Annotated in this window: 9 protein-coding genes and 1 tRNA gene; 1 reads left to right on the top strand and 9 read right to left on the bottom strand. The window is 64.2% G+C overall.

Annotated elements, in window-relative coordinates; translation table 11 throughout:
* Nucleotides 1-49 precede the first annotated feature (49 nt).
* The 9 genes from purC to infA form a co-directional block, all read right to left on the bottom strand.
* Nucleotides 50-832, bottom strand: a complete 783-nt coding sequence (gene purC / locus C0V78_RS03535; RefSeq protein WP_101796456.1) for a phosphoribosylaminoimidazolesuccinocarboxamide synthase — start codon at nt 830-832, stop codon at nt 50-52.
* 291 nt (nt 833-1,123) lie between these two features.
* Nucleotides 1,124-6,514 carry a hypothetical protein gene (locus C0V78_RS03530; RefSeq protein WP_101796455.1) on the bottom strand — a complete coding sequence of 1,797 codons (5,391 nt, stop codon included), beginning with the start codon at nt 6,512-6,514 and terminating at the stop codon, nt 1,124-1,126.
* Nucleotides 6,515-6,634: 120 nt separating this feature from the next.
* Nucleotides 6,635-19,039 carry an S-layer family protein gene (locus C0V78_RS03525; RefSeq protein WP_144039829.1) on the bottom strand — a complete coding sequence of 4,135 codons (12,405 nt, stop codon included), beginning with the start codon at nt 19,037-19,039 and terminating at the stop codon, nt 6,635-6,637.
* A 199-nt stretch (nt 19,040-19,238) separates the two neighbouring features.
* Entirely contained in the window at nt 19,239-20,834 is a 1,596-nt protein-coding gene (locus C0V78_RS03520) for a methyltransferase regulatory domain-containing protein (protein ID WP_101796453.1), read from the bottom strand.
* A gap of 124 nt (nt 20,835-20,958) precedes the next feature.
* Nucleotides 20,959-21,034 (bottom strand) — tRNA-Phe (locus tag C0V78_RS03515).
* Nucleotides 21,035-21,121: 87 nt separating this feature from the next.
* On the bottom strand, nt 21,122-21,289 hold the full coding sequence (gene yacG / locus C0V78_RS03510) for a DNA gyrase inhibitor YacG (RefSeq protein WP_101796452.1): 168 nt from the start codon (nt 21,287-21,289) through the stop codon (nt 21,122-21,124).
* Nucleotides 21,286-22,263: a ribonuclease gene (locus tag C0V78_RS03505; protein ID WP_101796451.1), complete on the bottom strand. Its 978-nt coding sequence runs from the start codon at nt 22,261-22,263 to the stop codon at nt 21,286-21,288. Before C0V78_RS03505 ends, yacG begins: the two co-directional genes overlap by 4 nt.
* Nucleotides 22,250-22,825 carry a nucleoside triphosphate pyrophosphatase gene (locus C0V78_RS03500; RefSeq protein ID WP_101796450.1) on the bottom strand — a complete coding sequence of 192 codons (576 nt, stop codon included), beginning with the start codon at nt 22,823-22,825 and terminating at the stop codon, nt 22,250-22,252. The genes C0V78_RS03505 and C0V78_RS03500 overlap by 14 nt, the downstream gene beginning before the upstream one ends.
* Nucleotides 22,826-22,833: 8 nt before the next feature.
* Entirely contained in the window at nt 22,834-23,079 is a 246-nt protein-coding gene (infA, locus tag C0V78_RS03495) for a translation initiation factor IF-1 (protein WP_068073902.1), read from the bottom strand.
* 165 nt (nt 23,080-23,244) lie between these two features.
* On the opposite strand from infA, the gene C0V78_RS03490 reads away from it, so the two are divergent.
* Nucleotides 23,245-25,734 (top strand): TonB-dependent receptor, encoded by a 2,490-nt coding sequence (locus C0V78_RS03490; RefSeq protein WP_101796449.1) that lies wholly within the window; start codon nt 23,245-23,247, stop codon nt 25,732-25,734.
* Nucleotides 25,735-25,737: the final 3 nt, after the last annotated feature.

Here is a 25,737-nt window from a genome sequence, read left to right as displayed (position 1 = left end):
GCCGGACGGTGCGTCAGCCGATGCGCTTAGGCAAGTGCCTTCCTGCGAATTACTTGCCGCGCAGCTTGCGGTGCTTGGAAAGGTCGAAGACTTCGCTCGTCGCACCGTCATCCTGCAGCAGGCCGAGACGGCGGGCGACTTCCTGGTAGGCCTCTTCCTCGCCGCCGAGATCGCGGCGGAAGCGGTCCTTGTCGAGCTTTTCGCCGGTCAGGATATCCCACAGGCGGCAGCCATCGGGGCTGATCTCGTCGGCAAGGATCACGCGGCTGTAATCGCCATCCCAGATGCGGCCGAATTCCAGCTTGAAGTCCACCAGGCGGATGCCGATTGCCGCGAACATGCCGCACAGGAAATCGTTCACGCGGATCGCCATGGAGGAGATGTCCTGCATCTCTTCGTTGGAAGCCCAGCCGAAGCAGGCGATGTGTTCCTCGGCGATCAGGGGATCACCCAGGGCATCGTCCTTGTAGTAGTATTCGATCAGGGTGTGCGGCAGCGGCTCGCCCTCGGGGATGCCGAGGCGGGTGCTGATCGAGCCTGCGGCAACGTTGCGGACGACGACCTCGATGGGCACGATTTCCACCTGGCGCACCAGCTGTTCGCGCATGTTCAGCCGGCGGATGAAGTGCGTGGGAATGCCGATGTGCGAAAGGCGGGTGAACACATACTCGCTGATGCGGTTGTTGATCACGCCCTTGCCCTGGATCGTGCCCTTCTTCTGCGCGTTGAAGGCGGTGGCATCGTCCTTGAAGTACTGGATCAGGGTGCCGGGCTCCGGACCTTCGTAAAGGATCTTGGCCTTGCCTTCATAGATCTGGCGACGACGCGACATGAGCGATACCTCGAAAAGACAAGCCCCGGCGTGGCGAGTTATACCGAACTCACGCTGCCGGGGCGACGCGATGGCCATAGGCCGTGGATCGCCAAAATGCAATCGCCAGCAGCCTGCCTGTCGCGATTTGGCTTGGGCAAGGCGGTGTCGCCGGGCTGAAGTGCGGGGCGTGCCGCATGTATGCCTGCTCGACCTCTAGGAGTGAACCCGGCCATCCCCGGAATCGAAAGAGGCGCGGACCGAAATCCGCGCCTCCCTCGGTGATATCGTTCCGGCTTCAGCCGGCGGACATCAGAAGTTGATCCTGATGCCGCCGTTGACCGAAGCGCCGCCCAGACCGCCGCCACGGAACAGGTTGCCCTGGACGTAGACGTTGATCTTGCCGCTGGCGTCGCGGCCGCTGATGCCTGCCGTGTACTGCACCCCGTTGTCAAAGCCCGAGGTGATCGAGCTGAGCGTCGAGATGCCGTAGGTGGCGCTGCCGGTTTCGGTCCTCGAGAAGTTGTCGAGGTAATAGGCCCCGACATAGGGTTCGACCATGAACTTGCCGTTGTCCGGGCTGGTCCAGGCCAGCTTGGCGCCGAAGCGGCCCAGGCTCTGCGTGTCGTCTGCTGGAGTGACCGTGCTGAGCGCATCGACCACAAAGGCATCGACATTCGACGAACCCCACGACAGGGCAGCGCTCGGCGTGAGCGAGAAGCCGCCCTTGCCCAGTGCAACCTTGTACGAACCGCTGACCGATCCGGCCGTGGCTTCGCCCTTGGTCGAGGCGGAACCGGCGGCGAAGATGATCGGGTTGGTCATCTTGTAGTCGCGCCATTCCTTGCGGATCGTGGCGTCGAAGGTCAGCCCGTTGCCGGTAAGGGCCACGTAGCCGCCGATGAAGTCGCCATCGATCTCGGTCCGGCCGGTCGCACCCTTGGCAGTGCCGCCGAAGGTACCGCCGGTGATGCCGAAGTGCAGGTTGAAGTTGCCGGTGCCAAGGCCAAGCACGCCATAGTCGAGACCACCCTGGACGGTGTGGAAGCTCGTGTTGACGCGCTCGGCAGCTCCGCCCGTGAAGCCCGTCGCCGTGAAGGTGCTCGACAGGTTCTGGTCGAAGTTGCCGCCACCGCCGCGGATCCACAGGCCGAACTGGTTATCGGCACCCTTGCGGTCGGTGATGTAGGCGCTGAGCGGATCGTCGAGCAGGGCCGACATCGAACCCGCCAGGGTCTGCAGGCCGGTGACCTGGGTAACACCCGGATCGAAGGTCTGCAGGATGCCGAACTGCTTGGTGTTCGCCGGGTTCTGGGTGAACCGTTCGAGCACCAGGCCGGTCGCCGGCAGCGAGTTCGAGAAGAACGTACCCGCCGGAGCACCGCCGTTGACGGTCACGACCGTCAGGAAGCCACCCGGAAGGATCGCTTGCGGTCCGATCAGGTTGAGCTCCACCTTGGTCGTGGCGCTGCCCGTGCCGCTGATGGTCAGCGTATCGGTGGTGGCCGTCGAGATCTTGGTATCGACCCCGATGCGGCCGCCGCCGACATAGTTGCCGGTCAGCGTGATGGCATTGTTGCCCGCCGTGCCGTTGCGTGCCTCCATCAGGCCCAGGTTGGTGAGGTTGGTCACCAGCGTGGCGTTGCCGGCGAAGTTCATCAGGCCGGTTGCCGTGTTGGTGGAGCCGTTCGTCACCGTGATCGACGAGCCATTGGCAATGTTCGTCGTACCCGAGTTCGACCAGGAACCGCTGAAGGTGTTCGAGCCGAAGGTGTTCCAGGTTCCGGCGTTGGTGAAGACCGAGGTCGCACCGGCCGAGCCCGTCACATTGACCGCACCGTTCAGCGTCGCACCGGCGCTGTTGGTGATGGTGAAGGCACCGCCGTTCATCGTACCCAGCACCGCGTTCGTGCCGCCGGTGATGGTGGCGCTGTTGTTCACTGTGCCGGAGCCGGTTCCCGTGGCGGTCATCTTGATGGCGGTAACGTCGCCCAGGATCAGGCCGGCGTTGTTCACCGTCATCGCACCGGTGGCCGTGGTATCGTCGATACCCACCGCCGGATCGACAAAGCCGCCTGCCAGGACGTTGGTGGTGATGCTGCCCGAGGTGGAGCTGGACTTGATGCCCGTTCCCGCCGCCGTGCTGGCCTTCACCGTGCCTGCAACCGTGATCACCGTATTGCCCGTGGTGTGGCTGGTGGTGATGCCGGTGGCTGCGCCCTGGATCGTGGTGCCTGCCTTCTGCGTGATGGTCAGCGTACCGTTGCCGCCAAAGACGCTGGCGTCGATGCCGTCGCTTGCCGCGAGGGTGCCGGTGACATTGGCATTGGCGTTCACCGTAACCGCACCGCCGCCCGAGCTGCTGGCGCGGATGCCGTTGAGGCCGCCGGTACCCGAAACGGTCACCGCGCTGGCGCCGGTTGAGATGGCATTAATGCCATCCGTGCCGCCGTTGACCGTGCCGGTGCCAAGCACGTCGATCGTGCCTGCCGTGGTGGCAGAGATGCCGGCATTGGTGGTGCCCACCGTGCTGCCTGCGCCGGTGATCTGGATCGCGCCGGTGTTCGAGACAGCGAGCACGCCGTTGAGCTGGCCCTTGATGCCCGCGCCATTGGCCACGGTGATCGAGCCTGCATCGCTGGTTGCCCAGACGCCTTCCTCGCTGCCGCCAGTGACCTGACCGACCGTGGTGACCGAGACGGTGCCCGCTCCGGTCGTGCCGGCGATGATGCCCCAGCCCTGGGTGCCGGTCACCGTCGAGGCCGGAGCCACGATCACGTTGCCTCCGCTGGAGCGGGCATCGATGCCCGTGCCGAGCGAGGAGAGGACCGTGCCGGTGCCGCTCACGGTGACATTGCCAAGTCCGCTCGAAACGGCGCGGATGCCGGTGCCTGCGGAGTTGACCGTGCCAGTGCCGAGCACATCGATCGAACCGGCAGTCAGCGCATCGACGCCCAGTTGGCCTTCCGAGCTGATGTTGCCGGCGCCGGTGATCTTGATGTCACCGGTCGTCGACCCGGCGTAGATGCCGGTGTTCGAAGCATTGACGCCTGCGCCGTTGGCAATGGTGATCGTGCCGGCATCGTTGATGCCGCGGATGCCCATGCCGCCGTTGCCGGTGACCAGCCCGACCGTGGTGATCGAGATGTTGCCCGCACCGTTGGTGAAGGTGTCGATCCCGCTGCCACCGCCGCTGAATACGGAGGAGGCGGGGGCCACGGTGACATTGCCGCCGTTCGACCCGGCAAGGATGCCGGTGCCGCCCGAGGTGATTGCACCCGTGTTGAGCACGTTCACGGCGCTCGCACCGGTCGAGTAGGCAAATACGCCATACTGGTTGGCGTTGATCGTGCCCGTGCCGAGGACGTCGATCGTGCCAGCCGTGTTGGCAAAGACGCCGTTTGCAGTCTTGCCCTGGACGCTGCCCGGGCCGGTGATGGTGATCGGGCCAGAGCCGGAGGCGGTGAAGATGCCATTGGACTGGCCGGTGATGCCGTCGTTGTTGGTCACATTGATGGCGCCGTTCGCGGTGATGCCGATCACGCCATCGCCTGCACCGCCAACCACGGGGCCTGCCGTGGTGATGGTGACCGTGCCGGCACCATTGGTGAGCCCCATGATGCCGAAGCCGCCGGCGCCGGTTACCGTGGAGGCGGGCTGCACAAGGACGTTGCCGCCATTGGCAAGCGCCTGGATGCCGAAGCCGTTGCTGGCATAGACCGCGCCGGTTCCCGACACGGTGACATTGCCTGCACCCGCAGCGAAGGACTGGGCAAGAATGCCGCCGGAAACCGCGTTAACCGTTCCGGTGTTCAGCACATCGACATTGCCAGACGCCAGGCCCACGATGCCGGTAGCAGAGTAGCCTTCAATCGAGGCGTCGCCGCTGGTCTTGAGATTTCCGTTCAATGCGACGCCGAAGATGCCCGTGGTGCCCGATACCGTACCGCTGTTGTTGGCGATGGCGATATCACCGGTGCCGACATGCTGTGCCAGGATGCCGGTGCCACTGGTGCCGGTCACGTTGCCGATCGTCGAAATGTCGATGACACCGTTACCGTTGTGGTTCGCCAGGATGCCGGTGGCACCTGTGATGCTGCCGCCGGTCGTGTTGATGAACACCGATCCGGCCTTGCCGCCGACCTGCTGCATCGACACGCCAAAGCCGCTGGTGCCAGTGATCGTGTTCGAACCGGTCAGCGTCACGTTTCCGGCCCCCGCGCTCGCCATGAGCACGCCGGTGTTGCCGCCGGTGATGGTGCCGGTGCCGGTGACCAGCACGTTGCCATCGAGCGTAGTCGACTGGACGCCGGTGCCGCCGCTGACGATCGTTCCGTTGTTGTCGACAGTGCTGGTGCCGGTAAGCGTCACGGCCTGGCGGACGCCGATTGCATCGCCCTGGATGTAGCCAAGGTTATTGACCACGTTGGCACCGTTGGCAGTGACCTGATCGATACCGATCACCGGATCGATCTTGCCGGTTGCCGAGACGGTCACGATGTTCGTGCCGTGCAGCGAGGTCTGCTTGACGCCGGTGAAGCCCGGAGCGGTGACTTCGCCGTTGACGGTGACGAGCGCCGTGCCAAGCGAGTTGCCCAGGTTGGTCTCGATGCCATTGCCGCCGGTTGCGCTGATCAGCTTGCCGGCCGCCTGGGTGACAGTGATGTTCGCCAGGTTTCCGAAACCGTTGGTGTTCTCGGCATAGATGCCGGTACCGCCGGTGGTGGTCACGTTCGACGCAGCAATGGTGATGTCTCCCGTGCCGCCGGTGCTGGAAACGATACCGCCCGTCTTGCCGAAGATATCGCCGGGAACAGTGATCGTCGTTGCACCCGCCTGGTTCCCCGAGATCAGGGTGCGGATGCCGATACCGTCGAAGCTGTCGATATTCGACGTGCCGGTGTTGGTGACCTCGATGTTGCCGCTACCCGACTGCAGGACTTCGACGGCATTGCCGACCGAATAGACACCTGCGCTCTGGATGTTGACCTTCAGATTGCCGGTGTTGGCAGTGCCCAGCGACTGGAGCAGCACGCCCTTTTGTGCAGCGCGATCACCGGAAGATCCGATGTCCGAGTTTACGGTGACGGTGGCATTGCCCAGCTGGCCTGCGTTCAGCGTGCCGAGAATGCCGTTCTGCAGCGTGCCTGCGGCGCCCTGGCTGCCGATGGTGCCGATGTTGGTGATGTTGAGATCACCCGTGCCGGGGCCGTCCATGACAGCCACGATGCCCGAGCCGTTCGAGGCGCGGATGACGCCCGAATTGATCGTCACGCCATCGCTGCCGCCCGACTGGTGGAACACGTTGATGCCATCACCGTTCGATGCGGTGACAGTGCCCAGGGCATTGACGGTGGTCTCGCCGCCCGGAGAAAGCGTCGTGACCTTGATGCCGCCATTGACGCCAGCGATGGTCGATGCACCGTTCTGCTCGATCCTGATGGTACCGCCCTTCGAGAGCGACTGGACGCCGATAAGGTTGGAGGTGACATCGCCATCCACGGTCACCAGCGTTGCGCCCGTCGACACGCCGCCGTTGGTGTAGATGCCGTCGCCGCCGGTGGCGTTGATCTTGGTGCCGCTGGCGGTGCTGACGGTGATGCCGCCGGAATTGGCGCCCGCAGCCGCGTTCACCGCCTTGATGCCATAGCCGGCTGCCGTCGTGATGTCGGCCTGGGCATCCACCACGATGTTGCCGCCCACGGTGCTTGCATGGATGCCGTCGAGGCCCGCAAGGATCGCGCCGCTCGAAGTGACCGTGACATTGCCCTTGCCTGCAGTAGTGGCAAGGATGCCATTGCCGTCAGCGCTGATCGAAGCCGTCTAGGTAACGCTGATTGCCGAGCCATTGGCCGCATTGGTGATCGTGGCCGAAATGCCGTCCTTGCCGACATTGCCGCCGAGGCCGCCGCCAATGGCGCCGCCCTGATTGATCGTGATGGAGCCCTGGCCACCCTGCAGCGCCTTGATGCCGTAGCCGGCATTGCCGCTGATCGTGCCGCCGCTGCCGGTGGTGATCGCGATATTGCCCGTCTGCGTCGCGTTGCCGATCGTCGCCAGGATGCCGGTTCCGCCCGTGGTCGGGTCGATGGCACCGTTGTAGCCGCCGCCGGTGTTGCCGACGATCAGGTTGCCGTTGCCCAGCGTGTGCAAGTGGATGCCGTTGCTCGGGAAGGTAGCGGAGAGCGAGAAGGCATCGAAGTTCGTCCAGTTCGGATCGTTGCGATACCGGATCGCGAAAGTATCCGTGCCAGTGGAGAGCAATGAGGTCGTCACATTGGTGAGACCCAGCGGGCCACCGAACAGTGAATTGAAGGAAACACCGTTCCAGAGGAACTCGGTGCTGATCGAACCTGCGCCGCCAACGGAGTACCACCCGGAGAAGTCAAGCGCCGTACCCGGAGCTGTGGTAACCGTCTGGCTTAGCGTCCCGGTCGATCCCACCGGACCGGCGCGGTAGAAGAAGCCGGGATCAACGCCCATGCTTCCGGCGGCCACCGAGGTGAAGCCGTTGTTGCCCGCCTGGGTCCAGCCTGACAAGTCACCGGTATCAAAGCTGCCATTGACCAGCAGGTTACCAGTCGTGCCACCGCCAAAACCGCTCGCAGTGATCGAGGCTGAACCATTGACGATAACGTCGCCATCGCCAGTGGCATAGCCTTCGATACCGCTGCCGTTGGTGGCAACGATGGCGCCGCTGTTGGCGTTGATGTTCATCGCCGACGAGCCCGAAGTCTCGCCATAGATGCCGCCGTTGACGCCGTTGACGTCGGCATTGCTGTTGATCGTCAGCGCACCCGAAGCGGTGCCCTTGATGCCATAGGTGGTGCCCGTTGCGCCGCCGTTATTGGTGATGGTGACATCGTTGCCCGAGGCAATGATGCCCGAGCCGTTGCCGCCGGTCACCAGCTTGGCTGCCGTGACAGTGACATTGCCCGCGCCCGAGGTTAACGCCGAAATGCCGTCCGCGCCAAGACCGGAAACCGTGTCGAGGGCATTGACGACAATGTTGCCGCCAGTGGTGCTGGCAAGGATGCCATACCCGGCCGAGCCGAGAACGGCGCCGCTGGCCTTCACATCGACGTTGCCGGAGCTCGACGTGGCGACGATGCCGCTGGTCGAGCCGGTGACCGAGGATCCGGCCGTTACCGAGCTGCCACCCGAACCGCTGGTGGCAGTGATGCCGGTGCCCGCGCCGCCCGTGACTGCACCCAGGGTGGTAACCGTGGTGCTGCCCGCGCCGTTGGTGGTTGCCTTGATGCCGTCACCGGCCTTGCCGGTAACCGAGTCGGCCGGAGCAACCACGACGTTCCCGCCAAGCGAGGCCGCGATGATACCGCTGCCGGCATTGCCCAGCACCGTGCCCGTTCCCGAGACGGTGACATTGCCCGCGCCGGTCGACTGGGCAATCACACCCGTCGATCCTGCAGTGACCGTACCCGTATTCAGGACATCGACGCTGCCCGATGCGGAGGCAACAATGCCGTTCCCGCCGGTGGACAGGATCGTCACATCGCCGCTGGTCTTGACGTTGCCTGCCGCCGCGGAGGCGTTGATGGCATCGGCCGTTGCGGTGATCTTGCCGCTGGTGTTGCCGATGGCAATGTCGCCAGTGCCCGTGTGGGCGGCAAGTACGCCGTAACCCGCGGTGCCGGTGATATCGCCAACCGTGGTGATCGAAATGGGGCCCGTGCCGTTGGACGCGGCAACGATACCATTCGCACCGGTAATCGAACCACCCGTGGTGTTCACGGTGACGAGGCCGCTGCTTGCACCCACCTGGCGGATATCGACGCCCGAGCCAGTGCCGCCCGTGATCGTCTGGCTGCCGGTCAGCGTCACGTTGCCGGTGCCGCTGGTCTGCATGACGATGCCGCCGTTGCCGCCGGTGACCGTGCCGGTTCCGGTGACCAGCGAGTTGCCGTCAACACCCGTGACGAGCACACCCTGCTGGGCCGTGCCGACGATCGTGCCGTTGTTGGTGACGGTGTTGGTGCCGGTGGTCGTGGCGACCTGGCGCACGCCGATGTTGTCGCCCTGGATGAAGCCGGCATTGGTGACGGTGTTCGAACCCGAGACGGTCGACTGGTCGGAACCGATGATCGGATCGATCTTTCCGCCCGCGTTCACGATCAGCACGTTGGCGCCGCCGATCGAGGTCTGCTTGACGCCGGTGAAGCCGGCTGCGGTTACCTCTCCGTCAAGCGTGACAGTAGCCGTGCCAGTGGAGACGCCGAGGTTGGTTTCGATGCCATTGCCGCCCAGCGCGTTGACGAACTTGCCGCTCGCCACGCTGACGTTGATGTTGCTGGCATTGGCGAGGGCGGAGGTGTTTGCCGCATAGATACCGACGCCGTTTGCCGCCGTGACGTTGCCAGCCGGGGCGACTAGGATTTCGCCGCCATCCGAAAGTGCAACAATGCCGTTCGTTGCACCGCTGACGTTACCACCGGCGGTGACAAAGGTGCCGCCGCTGCCGCTGATCGCGCGGATGCCTTCAGCACCGCTGCCGATGACGGAGCCGACAGTCGTCACGGTCGCCTTGCCGATTCCAGAGGTCGCGGCGAGGATGCCGTAGCCGGTATTGCTGGTAACGTTCGAGGCCGGCGCAACCAGCACATTGCCGCCCGCGCTGGTCGCGAGGATACCGCTGCCGGTGGCCGAGACGGTGCCAGTGCCGGAGACGGTGACATTGCTTGCGCCGGTGGACGCAGCAACGATCCCGTCGCCTGCGCCCGCATAGACCGTTCCGGTTCCAAGAACGTTGATCGCGCCACCAGTCGTGGCAACGATGCCGTCACCCAGGTGCGAGAAGACGTTGCCCGAACCCGAGACGGTGATCGCACCGATGGTCGAGGTCGCGTTGATGCCATCGAGCTTCGAATCCACGCCACCGTTGTTGGCGATGGAGATCGAGCCGGTTGCGGTATTGGCAGTGATGCCTGCACCGTTGGTCGAATAGACGAGGGCAGGGGAGCTGATCTCAACCTTGCCGAGCAGTCCGGCAGAAGCTGCGATCGCCGTGCCGTCTACCGTCGAGACCGTCGATGCGGGGGCGATTTCGACATTGCCGACCGTCGAATTGGCCGCGATGCCACCTGTTCCGCCCTGGACTGCGCCCGTGCCCGAGATGGTGACGTTGCCGCCGCCCGCAGTTGCAGTGATGCCCACACCCGATGCCTGGACCTTGCCGGTGGCAAGGATGTCGATGTTGCCGAGCAGGTTCTGGGCCGAGATGCCGTTGCCGCCGAGGGCAAGGACATCGCCCGCACCGGTTACCGAGATGGCGCCCGTCTGCGTGGACGTGACGATGCCGTTGGCCGATCCGCGAACGCCGCCGCTGTTGGTGACATTGACCGACCCGATCTTGGTTGCGGCGAAGATGCCATCGCCTGCGCCGCCAAGGACCGCGCCAGCGGTCACAACGTTGATATTGCCGATAAATCCGCTCGTGGCGATGATGCCCGAGCCGCCGTTGCCGATGACAGCGCCGGACGGCGCGACGGTCACGTTGCCCCAGGCGGTCTGCGCCCGGATGCCGTCGCCGCCCGCGTTGACGTCGCCGGTGCCGCTGACCTGGATGTTACCCTTGGTCGATACATTGGCCAGGATGCCGGTGCCGGTGGCGGTTACGCTGCCGGAATCGGTGATCTTGATGTTGGCGTTGCTCAGGATCGTGCCGCTGGTGCTGGCCTGGATGCCATTGCCGCCGTTGGCGACGACATTGCCCGGGCCGGAGATCGAGATGCTGCCCGTGGTGGCCGAGGCGACGATGCCATTGGCAGAGCCGACCACGCCGCCATTGTTGACGATGGTGTTCGAACCCTTGGTCGTCGTTGAGGTGATACCGTTGCCTGCACCGCCGGTAACAAGTCCGGTGGTGGTGATGGAAACCGTTCCGTTTCCGCCGGTGCTTGCATTGATGCCGTCACCGCCGCCGCCGAAGACAGTTGATGCCGGAGCGACCGTGACATTGCCGGTTCCGGTGCTGGCAACGATGCCCGATCCCAGCGAGGAATTGATCGCGCCCGTGCCCGAGACGGTCACCGCGCCAGCGCCGGTGCTAAGGGCGGTGATGCCCGTTCCGACCGAGGTTACGCTGCCCGTCGAGAGAACCTTGACCGCGCCACCGCCCGAGCTGGCCTGGATGCCGCCACCACCGGCCGTGACGTTACCCGCGCCCAGGATGGTAATGCCACCGGTTCCGCTAAGCGCGAGAATGCCAGTGACCGCGCCGTCGACGCCGCCATTGTTGGTGATCGTGGTCAGGCCGCTGCCTGCCTGGGTGAAGATGCCGTCAAATGTGCCGCCAGTTACCAGGCCGGCAGTCGTGACCGTGACGGCCCCGGAGCCGTTGGTGGATGCATAGATGCCGAAGCCATTTGAGCCCGTAACGGTGGACGACGGTGCAACGGTTACGGATCCGCCATTGGAGATCGCCGTAATACCGGAACCGCCAGCCAGGACTGTTCCGGTGCCGCTGACCGTGACCGCCGCCGCTCCCGACGAATTGGCAAGGATGCCATCCGAAGTGGAGGTGATCGAACCGGTGTTGAGCACGTCGATCGTGCTGTTGCCCAGGGCCAGAATGCCAATGCCGCCATTGGCGACGACACCGGACGAGCCGCTGGTCTTCACCGTGCCATTGGTTGCGGATGCAAAGATGCCGCCGGTGCCGCCGGTAATGGTTCCGCCGTTCGTGGTGACCTGGACATTGCCGATCCCGGAATTCGCGGCATAGATGCCGGTCCCGGCAGTGCCGGTCACATTGGCATCCGTTGCAACGTCGATCAGTCCGCCGGTTGCCAGGGCGACAATGCCATTGGCCGATCCGGTGACCGTCGCGCCTGCATCCACGGACGCGCCGCCCGACCCGGCAATTGCGCGAATGCCGTCGCCAGCTCCGCCCGTTACCGTGTTGACCGTGGTGATCGCGACGCTGCCGGTGCCGTTCGTAGTCCCAACGATGCCGTCGCCGCCCGAGCCCTTCACGGACGAGGCCGGCGCGACGACAATGTTGCCGCCCAGCGAGGTGGCAATTATGCCGCTGCCACCGGAAGAATTGACCGTGCCGCTTCCCGAGACAGTGACGTTACCCGATCCGTTGGAGATCGCGTAGATGCCGGTCATTGCCGAATTGACGGTACCGGTCGTCAGGACATCGACGGTGCCCGATGCCTGGGCATCGATGCCGAAGCTTGCCTTCGAAATGACGTTGCTGTCGCCGGAGACCGAGGTGTTACCCTTGGTTGCGACTGCTACAATGCCGATGTCGCCAGCCGAGATGGTGCCGCCATTGGATACGACGCTGACGTCACCGGTCCCGCTGTTGAGTGCGTAGATCCCCTGCGAGGATGTCGCCGTAACGTCGGCGTCCGTCTTGATGGAGATAAGGCCGCCCGTGGCGAAAGCGGCGATGCCGCGATTGGCCGCGGAAACGGTGCTGCCAGCGGACACGGTCACCCCACCGGTGCCCGAAATGGAGAGGATGCCATCGCCGGTCTTGCTCGAAACCGGTCCGACGGTGGTTACGGTAATGCCGCCACTGCCATTGGTGGAGGCGTAGATGCCGGTCAGGCCGGCCGTTACAGAAGATGCCGGTGCGACGGTGATATTCCCGCCAGCCGATTGCGCAAAAACGCCGTAGCCACCCGTTCCGGTGATCGCGCCCGTCCCGGACACCGTCACATTGCCGGCCCCGGTAGAAACCGCGGCAACACCAGTGCCACCGGCGGTTACAGTTCCGGTGTTCAGTACGTCAGCGGTCGTGGCGGCCTGGACTGAGATTCCATCACCGCTGAGGCCGATGACATTAGAATTGCCGCTCGTCTTGACCGAGCCTGTGTTGGACTGCGCATAGATGCCGAAAGTGCCGCCCGAGACCGTGCCGCCATTCGTCGCAATTTCGACATTGCCGCCGGTATTGAGCGCGAAGATTCCCAGACCGGTCTTGCCGATGACACTGGACGATGCATCGACACTGACAAGGCCGCCAGTTGCGGTTGCAATGATGCCACTGACATTGCCCGTTACCGCGCCGCCGGTGGAAATTGCTGCGCCTCCGGTTCCTGCGGCCGCATCGATTCCGGTGATGGACGCGATCACATCGTCAACCGTGGTGACAGTTACGCTGCCGCTGCCGCTGGTCAGGGCGGTGATGCCGGTGCCACCATTTGCAGTCACCGTGGAAGATGGGCTCACCACGATGTTGCCGCCCTTGGACGAGGCAAAAATGCCCGCGCCACCCGCCGTAATGGCTCCCGTGCCCGAAACGGTGACGTTGCCGGTGCCCGACGACTTGGCAGAAATGCCGGTCGACCCCGAGTTCACCGATCCCGTGTTGAGGATGTCCACGTTACCCGAAGCGCTGGCGAGAATGCCGGTGCCGCCTGCGTCGATCGCGGCGTTGCCTTCGGTCTTGATGTTGCCGTTTGAGGCGTTCGCGTTGATGCCCTCGGCAGTAGCCTTGATCGTGCCGCCCGAGTTGTTGAGCAACACGTCGCCCGTGCCGGTGCTGGCGGCAAGAATGCCCGACCCGGCCGTGCCGGTGACATTGCCGACCGTGGTGATCGAGACGTTGCCGATGCCGTTGGACGAGGCGTTGATGCCCGTTGCGCCCGAAATCGAACCACCGGTGGTGTTGACCGTGACAAGGCCGGTGCCGCCGCCGGTCTGGCGGATCAGCACACCTGCGCCGGTGCCGCCGATGATCGTCTGGCTGCCGCTGAGCGTGACATTGCCTGCGCCCGTGGTGGTGAGGCTTACGCCATCGGTGCCGCCATTGACTGTGCCCTTGCCGGTGACAAGCGCATTGCCGTCAACAACCGTAGAAAGCACGCCTTCGGCCGACTTGCCGGTGATCGTGCCGTCGTTGGTCACCGAGTTGGTGCCGGTCGTCGCCGCGACCTGACGCACGCCGATCGTGTCACCTTCGGTGAGGCCGAGGTTGCTGACCGTGTTCGATCCCGAAACGGTGAGCTGGTCGATGCCGATCAGGGGATCGATCGATCCGGTGGCGCTGACGTTGACCACGTTGGCACCGCCGATCGAGGTCTGCTTGACGCCGGCGAACAGGCTGTCGGCAATGATTGCGCCATTGACGTTAACCGTGGCCGTGCCGGTCGATTCACCAAGGTTGGTGAGAATGCCGTTGCCGCCAGTGCTCGAGAGGGTCGATCCGGCGCGCAGCGTGACGTCGATATTGCCGCTGTTGGCGCCGACGTGGTTATTGAGTGCGAGAATGCCGGAGTTGTTGGTCGAGGTCACATTCGACGCGACAACACTGATATTACCGGTGCCGAAATTCTGGGCAAAAATGCCGCTCGCGCCGGTCACGTCCTGAGTGACGTCAATTGAGATGTTTCCGGTCGCTGCGTTATCGAGCACGCGACCTGCGACACCGGCAAGCGTGACACTGTTGAGCGAGCCAGACCCCGTGCCGACGATGGTTACATTGCCGAAATTCGAAACGCCAGCGATCGCGTTGCTGGTTGCATAGGCGCTGCCCGCAGTATTGATCGCAACGTTGCCGGTATTGGCTTCGCCATAAATGCCGATGAAACGCGCGCGGTCAGTGCTGGAACCGATATCGCCGTTCGCCGTGATCGTGACGTTTCCGCCATTCAGTCGCGCAATGCCGCCGATGCCGTTGGCCAAGGTGTTCGGCCCGGTCATGCTGCTGATGTCGCCATTGACCGTGATGTTGACATCGCCACCGAGTGCGCCCTGGGTGGCGCCGAGAACGCCCCACTGGCCCGACGAAGTGCTTGATGACCGGACTTCGTTGGCAACGATGGTAACGGTATTGTCGGCAGGCAATCCTGAGGCAGGGGACACGATAGCGAAGATGCCGTTTCCGTTGCTTCCGGTCACCGTGCCGAGTGCATCAACCGTTATCTTGCCGCCGGCAAGGGCGACGATACCGTTGTCGGCACCGCTGATCGTCGTGCCAGATGCCTGATTTACGTCGATCTTGCCGTTGTTGGCCGTCACCCAGACACCTTCGGAACCGGACACGTCACCATTGACGTTAACCGTTCCCGTGCCGGTCGAAACGCCCAGATTCACGTCGATGCCCCTGCCGGTCGCCGTGATGGCGTTTCCGGCCTTCAGTGTGACATCGACATTGCCGGCGTTTGCGCCGGCTGCCGTGTTCTGCGCCAGGATGCCGGTGCCGCCAGCCGTGATGTTGCCATCGGCAACGATGCCGATGTTGCCGCCGCCTGCGGTCGTCGCGGAGATGCCCTGGGTGCCGGCCTTGATGTCCTGTTCGATGTTGATGTCGATGGCGCTCGTGTTCGCGCCGCTGGTGATGGATGCCAGTACGCCCGAGGCCGAGGTCGACTGGATGAGGCCAGCGCCATTGCCGTCGATGATGACGCCGCCGTTGCCGGTCGACTGACCGAAGATGGCGTTGCTGAGGCCTGCGGTCACCGAGCCATTCGCCGTGACCTTCACGTCGCCGGCAGAACCGGCGGCAATGCCCGAGCCTGCGCCGGTAACGTCACCATTGGCGATGATCGTGGTCCCGCCGATGCCGCTGGTGGCGAAGATGCCGTCAGCGCCTGCGCCACTTACGTCGCCGCCAGCCACGATGGACACCGAGCCAGAGCCCGCGTTGGTGGCAATGATGCCGTTGAGGCCGCCCTTGACGTCCTGCTCGACGTTGATGTCAATGCCGCTGCCATTCGCAGCCTTGGTGAGGTTCGCGAGGATGCCGTCGCCCGAGGTCGACTGGATAAGGCCTGCGCCATTACCGTCGATCGTGATGCCGCCAAGGCCGGTGCCGGTGGCCGAGATGCCCGCGCCGGTGCCGCCCGAGACCGAGCCATTGGCGGTGACGCTGACGCTGCCGCTGGAGTCCGCGTCGATACCTGCTGCCGTGCCCGAAACGTTGCCGTCGGCAAAGACCGTGGTGCCGCCCGTGCCGCTGGCCGCGCGGATGCCGTTGCCGGCGCCGCCCGTCACCGTATCAAGCGTGGTAACGCTGGTGCTGCCCGCGCCGTTCGTAACCGCACGGATGCCGGTGCCGGCCGTGCCAATGACAGTAGAGGAGGGGGCAACGACGACATTGCCGCCGTTGGAATCGGCATTGATGCCGCTGCCCGCGGTGCTGAGGATTGCGCCCGTGCCCGAGACGGTGACATTGCCTGCGCCCGAGGAAACGGCACGGATCGCGGTGAGACCGCCGGTGACCTTGCCGGTCACCAGCACGTCGATATTGCCTGCCGTGTCGGCCTGGATGCCGTTGTTGTTCGTGCCGGTGACGTCACCCGAGCCCGAAATATTGATGTTGCCCGAGGTCGAGACGGCATTGATGCCATCGAGGCTGCCGGTCACGCCGCCGGTCTGGCCGATCGAGATTTTGCCGGTATCGCTGAGTGCGCGGATGCCGTTTCCGGATGCGCCGGTGACGAGGCCGCTGGTGGTGACAGAGACGGTGCCAGCATTGCTGGCGATTGCGCGGATGCCCGTTCCGGCCGTGCCGGTGACAGTGCCGTCGACATCGACTGTGACATTGCCCGTGCCATTGTTCGTCGCAGCAATACCGAAATTGCCGCCCGAGATGTCGCCCGTGCGGTCGATCAGCACATTGCCCGAGGAGCCCGCGTTGTTGATCAGGGCATTGATGCCGGGGCCGGTGCCGCCGGTGATGTTGCCACTGCCATCGATCGTGATGCCGGCAGAAGAGACGCCGTTCTGGCGGGCCAGGACGCCCGTGGTCGCGCCGGAAATGGTGTTTCCGGTAATGTCGATGCCACCGGAGCCGCTGGTGACAACCGAAACGCCGATGCCGGCCGAGCTGGAAATCGTACCCGAACCGGAGATCGACTGCAGGCCGTCCTTCCCGGTCATCTGCACGCCGGCGATAGTGCCGCCGGTGATGGTGCCGTCATTGACGATCGTGTTCGTGCCGGTGGTCGTGGCGGCCTGGCGGACGCCGACGTTATCGCCTTCGACCAGGCCGAGGTTGTTGACCGTGTTCGAGCCCGATGCGGTGGACTGGTCGACACCGATCAGCGGATCTACCGAGCCAGCCGCGCCGACGTTAACGACGTTCGCGCCGCCAAGCGAGGTCTGCTTCACGCCGGTCGTGCCTGCGATCAGTTCACCATTGACGTTTACCGTTGCAGTACCGGTCGAATTGCCGAGATTGGTGATGACGCCTTCGGTGCCGGCATCGAGGGTGGAACCTGCTGCAAGCGTGACATTGAGATTGCCCGTGGATGCGCCGGCCGTGACATTCTGCGAGCGGACCCCGATACCGGCCGCAGTGACGTCGCTGTTGATGTTCACGGTCGAAGTGCCATTGCCCTCGACCTGCGTGTTCACCCCAAGGCCGCCGCTGTTGATGCCGCCGTTGACGTTGACCGTGTTGCTGCCGTTCTGGGTATAGCTTTCGATGCCCATCGATCCGGCGGTGATCAGGCCGCCCGAGGTAACGGACGAGGTCCCCGTGCCGGTGGCGGAGGTCGAAATGCCGATGCCAGCCTTGACCGCTGAAGCGGCGTTCACTTCGATATTGCCGCCTGTGGAATTCCCCGCGATGCCGGCGAGCCCGCCTTCGACCACTCCGTTTGTGTCGATCTTGATGCCGCCTGTGGTCGAGGAAGCGTCAATGCCGATGTTCGAGCCGAAGGCGCCAACGTTGCTGGCAATATTGGTCTGACCAGTGGTGGCGGTCGTGTCGATTGCATTGCCGGCAGTGGCGTAAACCTGGCCGTTTGCGGTGACCGAAACTGCACCGGTCGAATTGGCGGTAATGCCGCTCGTGGAGCCGATGACGCCGCCATTGGCCAAGACCGTCGAGCCGCCGGTTCCGCTGTTGGCGCGAATGCCGTCACTGGTGCCGCCATTTACGACGCCAGTGGTTTGAATCGATACCAGACCAGCACCGCTCGTGGTGCCGAGGATGCCGCCGGCGCCGCCAATGACCTTTCCTGCCGGCTGGATAATGACGTCGCCGCCGTTGGTGGTGCCGGTGATGCCGGCGCCAAGGGTTGCATCGACATTGCCAGTGCCCGAGATCGTCACGTCGCCACCGCCGGTGGATACGGCTTCGATGCCGTTATTCTTGGCCGCGACCGTTCCGGTGCCCGTGAGACTGATGTTGCCTGCAGCGCTGGCGTCAATGCCGTCGCCGCCCGAGCCGACAAAGCTCGAGTTACCGGTGACGCTGACATTGCCGAGTGCAGAGCTGATGGTCAGGCCGTTACCGGAGGCGCCGCGGACCTGGCCGCTGTTGGCATTGACTGCGGCGTCGCCCGAACCGGCGGTGGAGAGCACGATGCCGCTGCCGAAGGTGCCGAGGACGTCGCCATTGGTGTTGACCGTCACGTCACCCGTGGAGGCGGCATTGCTGTTCTGGACGATGATGCCGTTGAGGCCGCCGCTGACCTGTCCATTGGTGGTCAGGTTGATGGTGCCACTGGCCGAGTTGCCGGCGATGTTCACGCCGTTCGTACCCACGCCGGTGCCGATGGCCTTGCCAGCGGTCACGTCGATGTTGCCGCTCGATGCAACGTTGGTGACGGTGATGCCCGAACCGTTGGTGCCGATCGCCTGCGAGGTGTTGATGGCGATGTTGCCCGAGCCGGTGGTCGAGACGTTATAGCCGCTGGCGCCGGTGACCACACCGGTAGAGGTCAGTTCGATATCACCGCTGCCGGTGTTCGAGACCTTCACTGCCGGGCCGGTATCGCCCGAAATCAGGCCGCTGGAGAACAGGACGGTATCGCCCGAGCCACCATTGGTGAACTGCAGGCCCCCGGTCGAACCGGAAATCGTCGACCCGCTGCCCTGCGTGATGTTGATGCCGCCATTGCCCGAGTTGTCGATGACCAGGCCGATTCCGTTCGTGGTCGAGATCGTACCGTTGATCCCGCTGCCGCCGGGGGTGGTGCTATCAACCGAGCCGGCGGTGGAAATCACGGTGAAGGCATTGCCCGATGTGGCAACGATGAAGGAAGTGGGGGCAGTGTAGATGCCGAAGTGGATGCCGGGTCCGGAGGGCGCGAAGCTGAAAGTTGCAGTGCTGACATGGCCGGTTTGAACCTGGACGCCGACATCGCCGGTATACACCTTGTTCTGCGGTGCGGTGTTCGGATTGGGCGCAGTAGTATCGCAGATCAGCTGGTTCCCGCCGACAACGGAACAGGCGGCCAGCGCAGGTGTTGTCAACGAAAAGACACCCGAAGAGACGGCAACCGCTCCCAGGGTCAGCCTCATCGCATTGTGACTGGTGCCCGATTCAAAGAGCCGACGGGCCTTTGATCCGAAAGAGGTCGAGTTCGATCCATTGATTCGCGCACGCAGCATCATTCTGCTCCCACAAGGCAGGCAAGAAAAACGGTTGCGACCAATGTATTATTATTAGAATCGCCCGCACTTCCCCAGCACGGACGATTCGAGACCTAAGTAGAACTACTTAGTAAGTCAACGCAGGCCCTTCGGCCTCGATCAGGCCAGCCGCGCTTATCCCCACCAACAGGTTGGGAAGCAGTTCCGCGATGGCGGATTTCAGCTCTTTCGCGTCGGTGATCGCGTTGCCGTCGCGTGCGAAAGAAAGTGCACCCTTCTGCGTTGCCTCGAGAAGCGCCGCTTCCAGCTCTTCCTTGCCATTGGTGCCATCCAGCGACGGCAGGAGGGCCTGGGCGCCGGGATCGAGGGCAACGGTTTCATGGCGCAGGCTGGTGGTATAACCAGCGCCCGCCTCTGCGTCAGAACGCGCGACCAGGCTGGCGCGCGGCTTGTCTCCGGCATTCGTTGCGCAGGGCACCGGCTCGCTTTGCAGATAGAGCAGGCCGGTCATGGCCATGCGATAGAGCGCATCGAGCATTTCGGCCCGGGCCTGGTCTTCCGCACCTTCGGTGAGGGCGGCGACATTGGTCGACGCCGGGAAGCTTTGAGCCATCTTTTCCAGCATTCCGCCAACCGAGGGCAGGGTGGAGCTGAGCAAGCGCCCGTCTGCGGCCGTGAAGGTCGTGGCATCGCCATCGCGGGCAACCTTGCAGCCGGCAGGCAGGACGAAGTGTAGCGCGGCGATCGAATCCGGCGATAGCGCGCGGTTCACACCGGCCATCCGCTCGTTGGCGATCAGGAGCGACTGACGGAAGGTACGGCCTGAGAGGATATCGAGCCACTGTTCAGAGGCGACAAGATCCGAACCGCCCCGCGCCCGGACGCCTTCGGCAAGCTCCTGACCGTAATTGTCGAGGATCATCGCCGACAGTTCGCATTCACCAAGATAGCCCAGGCCATGCACGGCGGCGGCATTGGCAAAGTCGCGGATCAGGCTGGGGTCGTTGCATTCCTCAAGGAACTCGTGCGCGATATAGTCATCGGGCAGGCTAGCGAGGCGTTGTGCCCAGTTGCGCAGGGTCTCGCCGTAAGGCCCCTTGTCCGGCGATGTCTTTGCCATGAATTCCAGCATCTCGCGGGCCATCCGGACGCGGCCGAGCGAATCGACGCCGTCGGGCACGGCAAGGAGGAATGCGTCGCGCAGGGGCTGCATCATGCGCCAGCCGGGCAGAACATTGTAGCTGACGCAGGCCACGCCCACGGGCGAAAGGCGTGCGCGGATCACTTTCATGATCGCATCCTGCACTTGCGGCGGAACCCACGAGTAGACGCCGTGGCAGATGATGTAATCGAAGGTGCCCAGCTCCTCGCCGATCTCCGTGAAGCTCTTGCAGAGGATTTCGATGTTGTTGAGGCCCATGCGCTCGATGCGCGCACGGCCCGCCGCCACTTGCGTGCGGGCGAGGTCAACGCCGACGAATTGGGCATCGGGGTAGCGGGCGGCGTGGGGAATGATGTTGCCGCCAGATGCACAACCGAGCTCAAGGACGCGGGCCTTTGCGAGCGGCGCTGCCTCAAGCCCGAACAAGCGGGCCAGCGCACCCAGCCTAGCCGGCTGGCTCATGGCAAAGGGCTTCGATTCGTACGGAAGCAGATCGTACTTCAGCGCGGTCCGGGCAATAATGGCTTCAAGCTCGCCATTGTCCCTCGTTTTCGTAGCCATGGAACTCCCCCGGTAAAATTACGCAAGGGATGTTACCTAGTGTGACTACGCAAGCATCGTCAAACGCTCGTTTGGCCAGAGGGGCGGGATTTTGGCGGGGAAGGCGTCCCTGATCAGGACGCAGTGGTGCCCGGGGACGGAATCGAACCGCCGACACCATGATTTTCAGTCATGTGCTCTACCAACTGAGCTACCCGGGCAGCGCTACGGCGACGGTCCAGTTAAGGGCCGGCGAGCGGTTGGAAGCGCGCCTATGGCGAAGGCGCGCCGGCTTGGCAAGAGTGAAATCAGGCCTCGTCGTCACTATTCCCGGATGCGGGCGGTCCGGGAAGGGCATAGCCATCGTCCAGCCACTTCACGAGGTCGCGGTCGCGGCAGCGGGTGGAGCAGAAAGGCGCATGGGATTCGCTGCGGGGCTTCCCGCAAATCGGGCATTTTCGCTTGGGTGCGGTCATGATGGCACCGCCTGCGCGAATCCGCCCTCAAGTGCAAGGCCGGGATCCATCGACCATTGGATGACCTTGCCCGAGCGCCGTGCCAGTTCGTCGATCCAGTCCTGCCGGATAGCGGCCCTCACACTCGGGTTGCACGTCAGCATGAGTTGCCCCGGATCGGTGATTCTCTCCGCCTGCCGCAGCAGGGCGCGTGCCGCACTGCCGGCCCGGTCGTTCGCCAGGAGGCCAATGAGCGACGGTGCAGCGAGGCGGCTGACGATCTGCACCAGTCCGAAACCGTTCATTGCCGTCCGTTCATGCGGCCAGCCTTGCAGGCCATCGACAATCAGCGCGTCGACTGCCTTGCGATCTTCCTTGCGCTCAAGCGTCGGGAAATCGGCGGCCAGCGATCCGCCCAGGTTGAAACGGGGAATTGCGGCGCACAACGCCTTTGCCGCAGCGCGCGCCAGAAGGGGTATGGGCAGCGAGCCATCGATATCGACCACCGTCATTGCCGGCGTGGGCGAAATGATCAGCGATCCGCCATCGAAATCGAAGCGGCCTTCCCAGGCTTCCGACCAGACCTCTTCCCACAGGCCGGGTTCGAAAGCGCGGACGACGCGTGCTGACAGTCGCCGCGCCAGTTTCGGCGCAGGGCACACGGCCTCATTTGTCGGGCGGGCACGGGCGAGCTTGAACCGGCCGGTTTCCGATAGCGCTGGGCGAACCACCTCCAGCCGGATGAGCGCGCCTTCCTTCGCCGCCGGGGGCAGGCGATCGACCAGTGCTTCCTCACCACCGGGGAAAAGAGCGGTTCCCCGCGTCGCTCCTGCGGACTTCGAGACAAGCCGCGCCTCGGCAATCTCTCCGGCCAGCAGGCGGCCCGGCCATTCGATCTGGGCCGCCACGACCGTGCCAGACCGCAAAAGCAGGGCGCGATGCTCGGCAATGCCCTCTTCGACGAGCCAGCCGTCCTTCGGTTCAGCCGATGACAAAGCCGGCCGCCTTCAGCAGGGCTCTGGTTTCGAACAGGGGCAGGCCGACTACGCCCGAATGGCTGCCCGATATCCAGGTTATCAGGCCTTCCGCCGCGCCCTGGATGGCATAGCCCCCCGCCTTGCCGTGCCATTCGCCCCCGGCGATGTAGGCTTCGATTTCGAGAGCATCGAGCCGTTTGAAGCGGACGATCGTTTCGCTGAGCCTTTCCCGCACCGTACCGTCGGGGCTTGCCAAGGCCACTGCCGAAAGGACCCGATGGCGGCGGCCGGAAAGCAGAGCCAGACAGGCCCTTGCGGTCGCCTCGTCTTCGGCCTTGGGCAGGATGCGCCTGCCGCAGCAGACCACCGTATCGCCGGCCAGCACATGAGCATGGTCCGACCGTACGGCCGCAGCCTTTTCGCGGGCCATGCGCTGGGCATAGGCACGCGGCTGTTCGTTCTTGTGCGGTGTTTCGTCGATATCTGCCGCGGCAATGGCCTGCGGTTCCACGCCAAGCCTGGCAATCAGCTCACGCCGGCGCGGGGAGGCAGAAGCGAGGATGAGGGCGGGGTTGGCCACCCGGCAGGTCAGAACTGGCCGGGACCGCCGCGGCCGGGCATGAAGCGGTAAGTGATGCGGCCCTTGGTCAGGTCATAGGGCGTAAGTTCGACGAGGACTTCGTCGCCAACCAGCACGCGAATGCGGTTCTTGCGCATCTTGCCGGCGGTGTGGCCCAGAATCTCGTGATCGTTTTCCAGGCGGACGCGGAACATGGCATTGGGCAGCAGTTCGACCACCGTGCCGCGCATTTCGAGAAGTTCTTCTTTCGCCATCGGCGATCCGTATCCGTCGTGGTTGTTCCTGATTGCGGCGCGCCATAGCGGGGCGAGGGCAAAAAGGGAAGAGCGCAGTCTTGGTGAGATTGTTTCGCAACAGCGACAATTTATTACCCTGCTCTACTTGCCTGCAATCATGGTGCGAGGCAGGACTGCATCGCTATGAATCCGCTCCTCCCCGCAGCTTACCTTTCTTCCGTCGCCCTGCTCTGGGCAACGCCTTCCATCGCGCAGAACGCAACGCCTGCGGAGCAGGAAGCTCCGACGGGCGCTTCGGCCGAAACAGAGGAGGCCGTGGACACCTCCGGCGAGATCGTCGTCGTTGCAGAACGCATTCCCGGCCAGCTCGACGTGCCGCAGAAGGCGATCGAGGTGCTCGATGAAAAGGCAATCACGTCCTACGGTGCAAATTCGGTCTCAGACCTTCTTGCCTCGCTGGCTCCGCAGACGGGTTCCGGGCGCGGGCGGGGCGGCGGCGGCCCGCCGATCACGCTGATCAACGGGCAGCGGATCACCAGTTTCCGCGAAATGCGCGATATGCCCACCGAGGCGATCCGGCGGATGGAGATCCTGCCTGAGGAAGTGGCATTGCGCTTCGGCTATCCGCCGAACGCGCGCGTGGTGAACATGATCCTGAAGGACAGTTTCGCCCAGCGCACCGTCGATATCGAATATGGCGGTCCGGATCGGGGTGGCTCGACAACGGCAGAGCAGGAATTGAGCCTGTTCTCGGTCAACAAGGGCAGTCGCCTGAACCTGACTGCGGCGCGGGAACGGACCACGCCGCTTACCGAAGCCGAACGCGGCGTGATCCAGGCCACGGGCAGCCTTTCATCCGTGCCGGGCGATCCCGATCCCGCCGGTGCCCGCACGCTGATTTCCGATCGCACCAATACCTCGCTTAACGCCACCTGGACCAAGGGACTCGGCAAGGGTGGCCTTGGCGGCTCCATCACACTGAACGGCACGATTTCGCGGGCGAACACCAATTCGCTCCAGGGGCTTAATTCGGTCACGCTGATCGCACCTGGCGGGGCCAGCGCCCTGCGCACCTTTGGCGATCCGCTTGAACGGTCGAACCAGACCGTCAGCTATCAGGGCGGTGCCGGCTTCAACAAGCCATTCGGAGAGTGGCTGCTCTCGGCAACGGTCGATGCCAGCCGGACGGAAAGCGACACGCGCCTCGAGCGCCGGGCGGGCACCGCGACTCTCACCGCCGCCGCGGCAGCCGGAACGCTGCCGATCACCGGTCCGATACCCCCCCAGGCATCGCTGGGCTTCGACCGTGCGTGGACTGCCAGCAATTCGGTGGCCAGCCTGGTTACCGTTATCGGCCGGCCGCTGCGCCTGCCGGGCGGTGAGGTGACTTCGACAATCAAGGGCGGCTTTGCCCATACCGCGATCACCAGCGAGGACTCGCGCACCGCGCTTGGTCGCTTCTCGCTCAAGCGTGACGATGCCTCTGTCGGGGTCAACATCGGTATTCCCATCGCAAGCAGGCGCGAGGGCTTCCTCGAGGCCATCGGCAATCTCTCGCTCAACTTCAGCGCCGGCTACAACCATCTGTCCGACTTCGGCTCGCTTTCCGACTGGAGCGCCGGCCTCAACTGGGGGCCGACCGAGAAGCTGAACCTGCAGGCCAGCTATATCGTCAACCAGCGCGCACCTTCGCTGGCCGAACTTGGCAACCCGGTGGTGCAATCGTTCAACGTCCCGGTCTTCGATTTCGAGCGGGCGGAAACCGTACTGGTCACCGTAACGACTGGCGGCAATCCGGGACTGGTCAAGGGAACCGACCGCGACCTGAAGTTCGGTGCCAACTGGCAATTGCCCTTCGTGAAGAACACGATGATCATGGCCGAATACTTCCGCAACAATTCGGACAATGTCACAGCGTCTTTTCCTGTCCTGACGCAGGCGATCGAGGCGGCCTTCCCGGGGCGCGTGACCCGCATAAACGGGAAGCTGACGGCCATTGACCGCCGACCGGTGAACTTCTTCAACGAACAGGCCTCGCGCCTGCGCTGGGGCGTCAATGTAAACGGCCCGATCGGCAAGGCGCCGGCTGGTGCTGCTGCGGGTGGGCCCGGCGGCATGGGTCGTCCCCAGGGCGGCCCCGGCGGGCGGATGGGCGGCGGCGGACGCGGCGGCCCGCCGATGATGGGGCCGATGAACGCCAATGGCGTCGGGCGCTGGAACCTGGCCCTGTTCCACACGGTCCAGTTCCGCAACCGGGTTACGGTCGCCGCTGGCGGACCGGTGCTTGACCTGCTGAATGGCGATGCACTCAGCGGCGGCGGCGTGGCCCGGCACACGCTGGAACTGGACGGCGGATTTTTCTATCGCGGTGTCGGCCTGCGCCTGAACGGCAATTATACGGCCCCGACGCGCATCGACGGCACGACCGACCTTCGTTTCGGCAGCCTGACCAAGGTCAACATGCGCCTGTTCGTCAACATGGATGTTGCCAAGTGGCTGGCGAAGGACAGCAAGGTCCTGAAGGGTGTCCGCGTAGCCATGGTGGTCAACAACCTGTTCGATTCGCGCCAGAAGGTGACTGATAGCAGCGGCACCGTGCCGATCGGCTATCAGCCCGACCTGCTGGACCCCACGGGACGTTTCATCGGGCTCGATATCTCGAAGCGCTTCTGATCC

It is taken from the genome of Novosphingobium sp. TH158, assembly GCF_002855555.1.
Lineage (GTDB): Bacteria > Pseudomonadota > Alphaproteobacteria > Sphingomonadales > Sphingomonadaceae > Novosphingobium.
The sequence above is the reverse complement of the archived record's forward strand: the minus strand, read 5'-3'. Positions and strand labels throughout refer to the sequence as shown.

Coding starts and splice junctions, on each gene's coding strand:
- purC (WP_101796456.1), bottom strand. CDS start 832: ATGTCGCGTCGTCGCCAGATCTATGAAGGCAAGGCCAAGATCCTTTAC.
- C0V78_RS03525 (WP_144039829.1), bottom strand. CDS start 19,039: ATGAGGCTGACCCTGGGAGCGGTTGCCGTCTCTTCGGGTGTCTTTTCG.
- C0V78_RS03520 (WP_101796453.1), bottom strand. CDS start 20,834: ATGGCTACGAAAACGAGGGACAATGGCGAGCTTGAAGCCATTATTGCC.
- yacG (WP_101796452.1), bottom strand. CDS start 21,289: ATGACCGCACCCAAGCGAAAATGCCCGATTTGCGGGAAGCCCCGCAGC.
- infA (WP_068073902.1), bottom strand. CDS start 23,079: ATGGCGAAAGAAGAACTTCTCGAAATGCGCGGCACGGTGGTCGAACTG.
- C0V78_RS03490 (WP_101796449.1), top strand. CDS start 23,245: ATGAATCCGCTCCTCCCCGCAGCTTACCTTTCTTCCGTCGCCCTGCTC.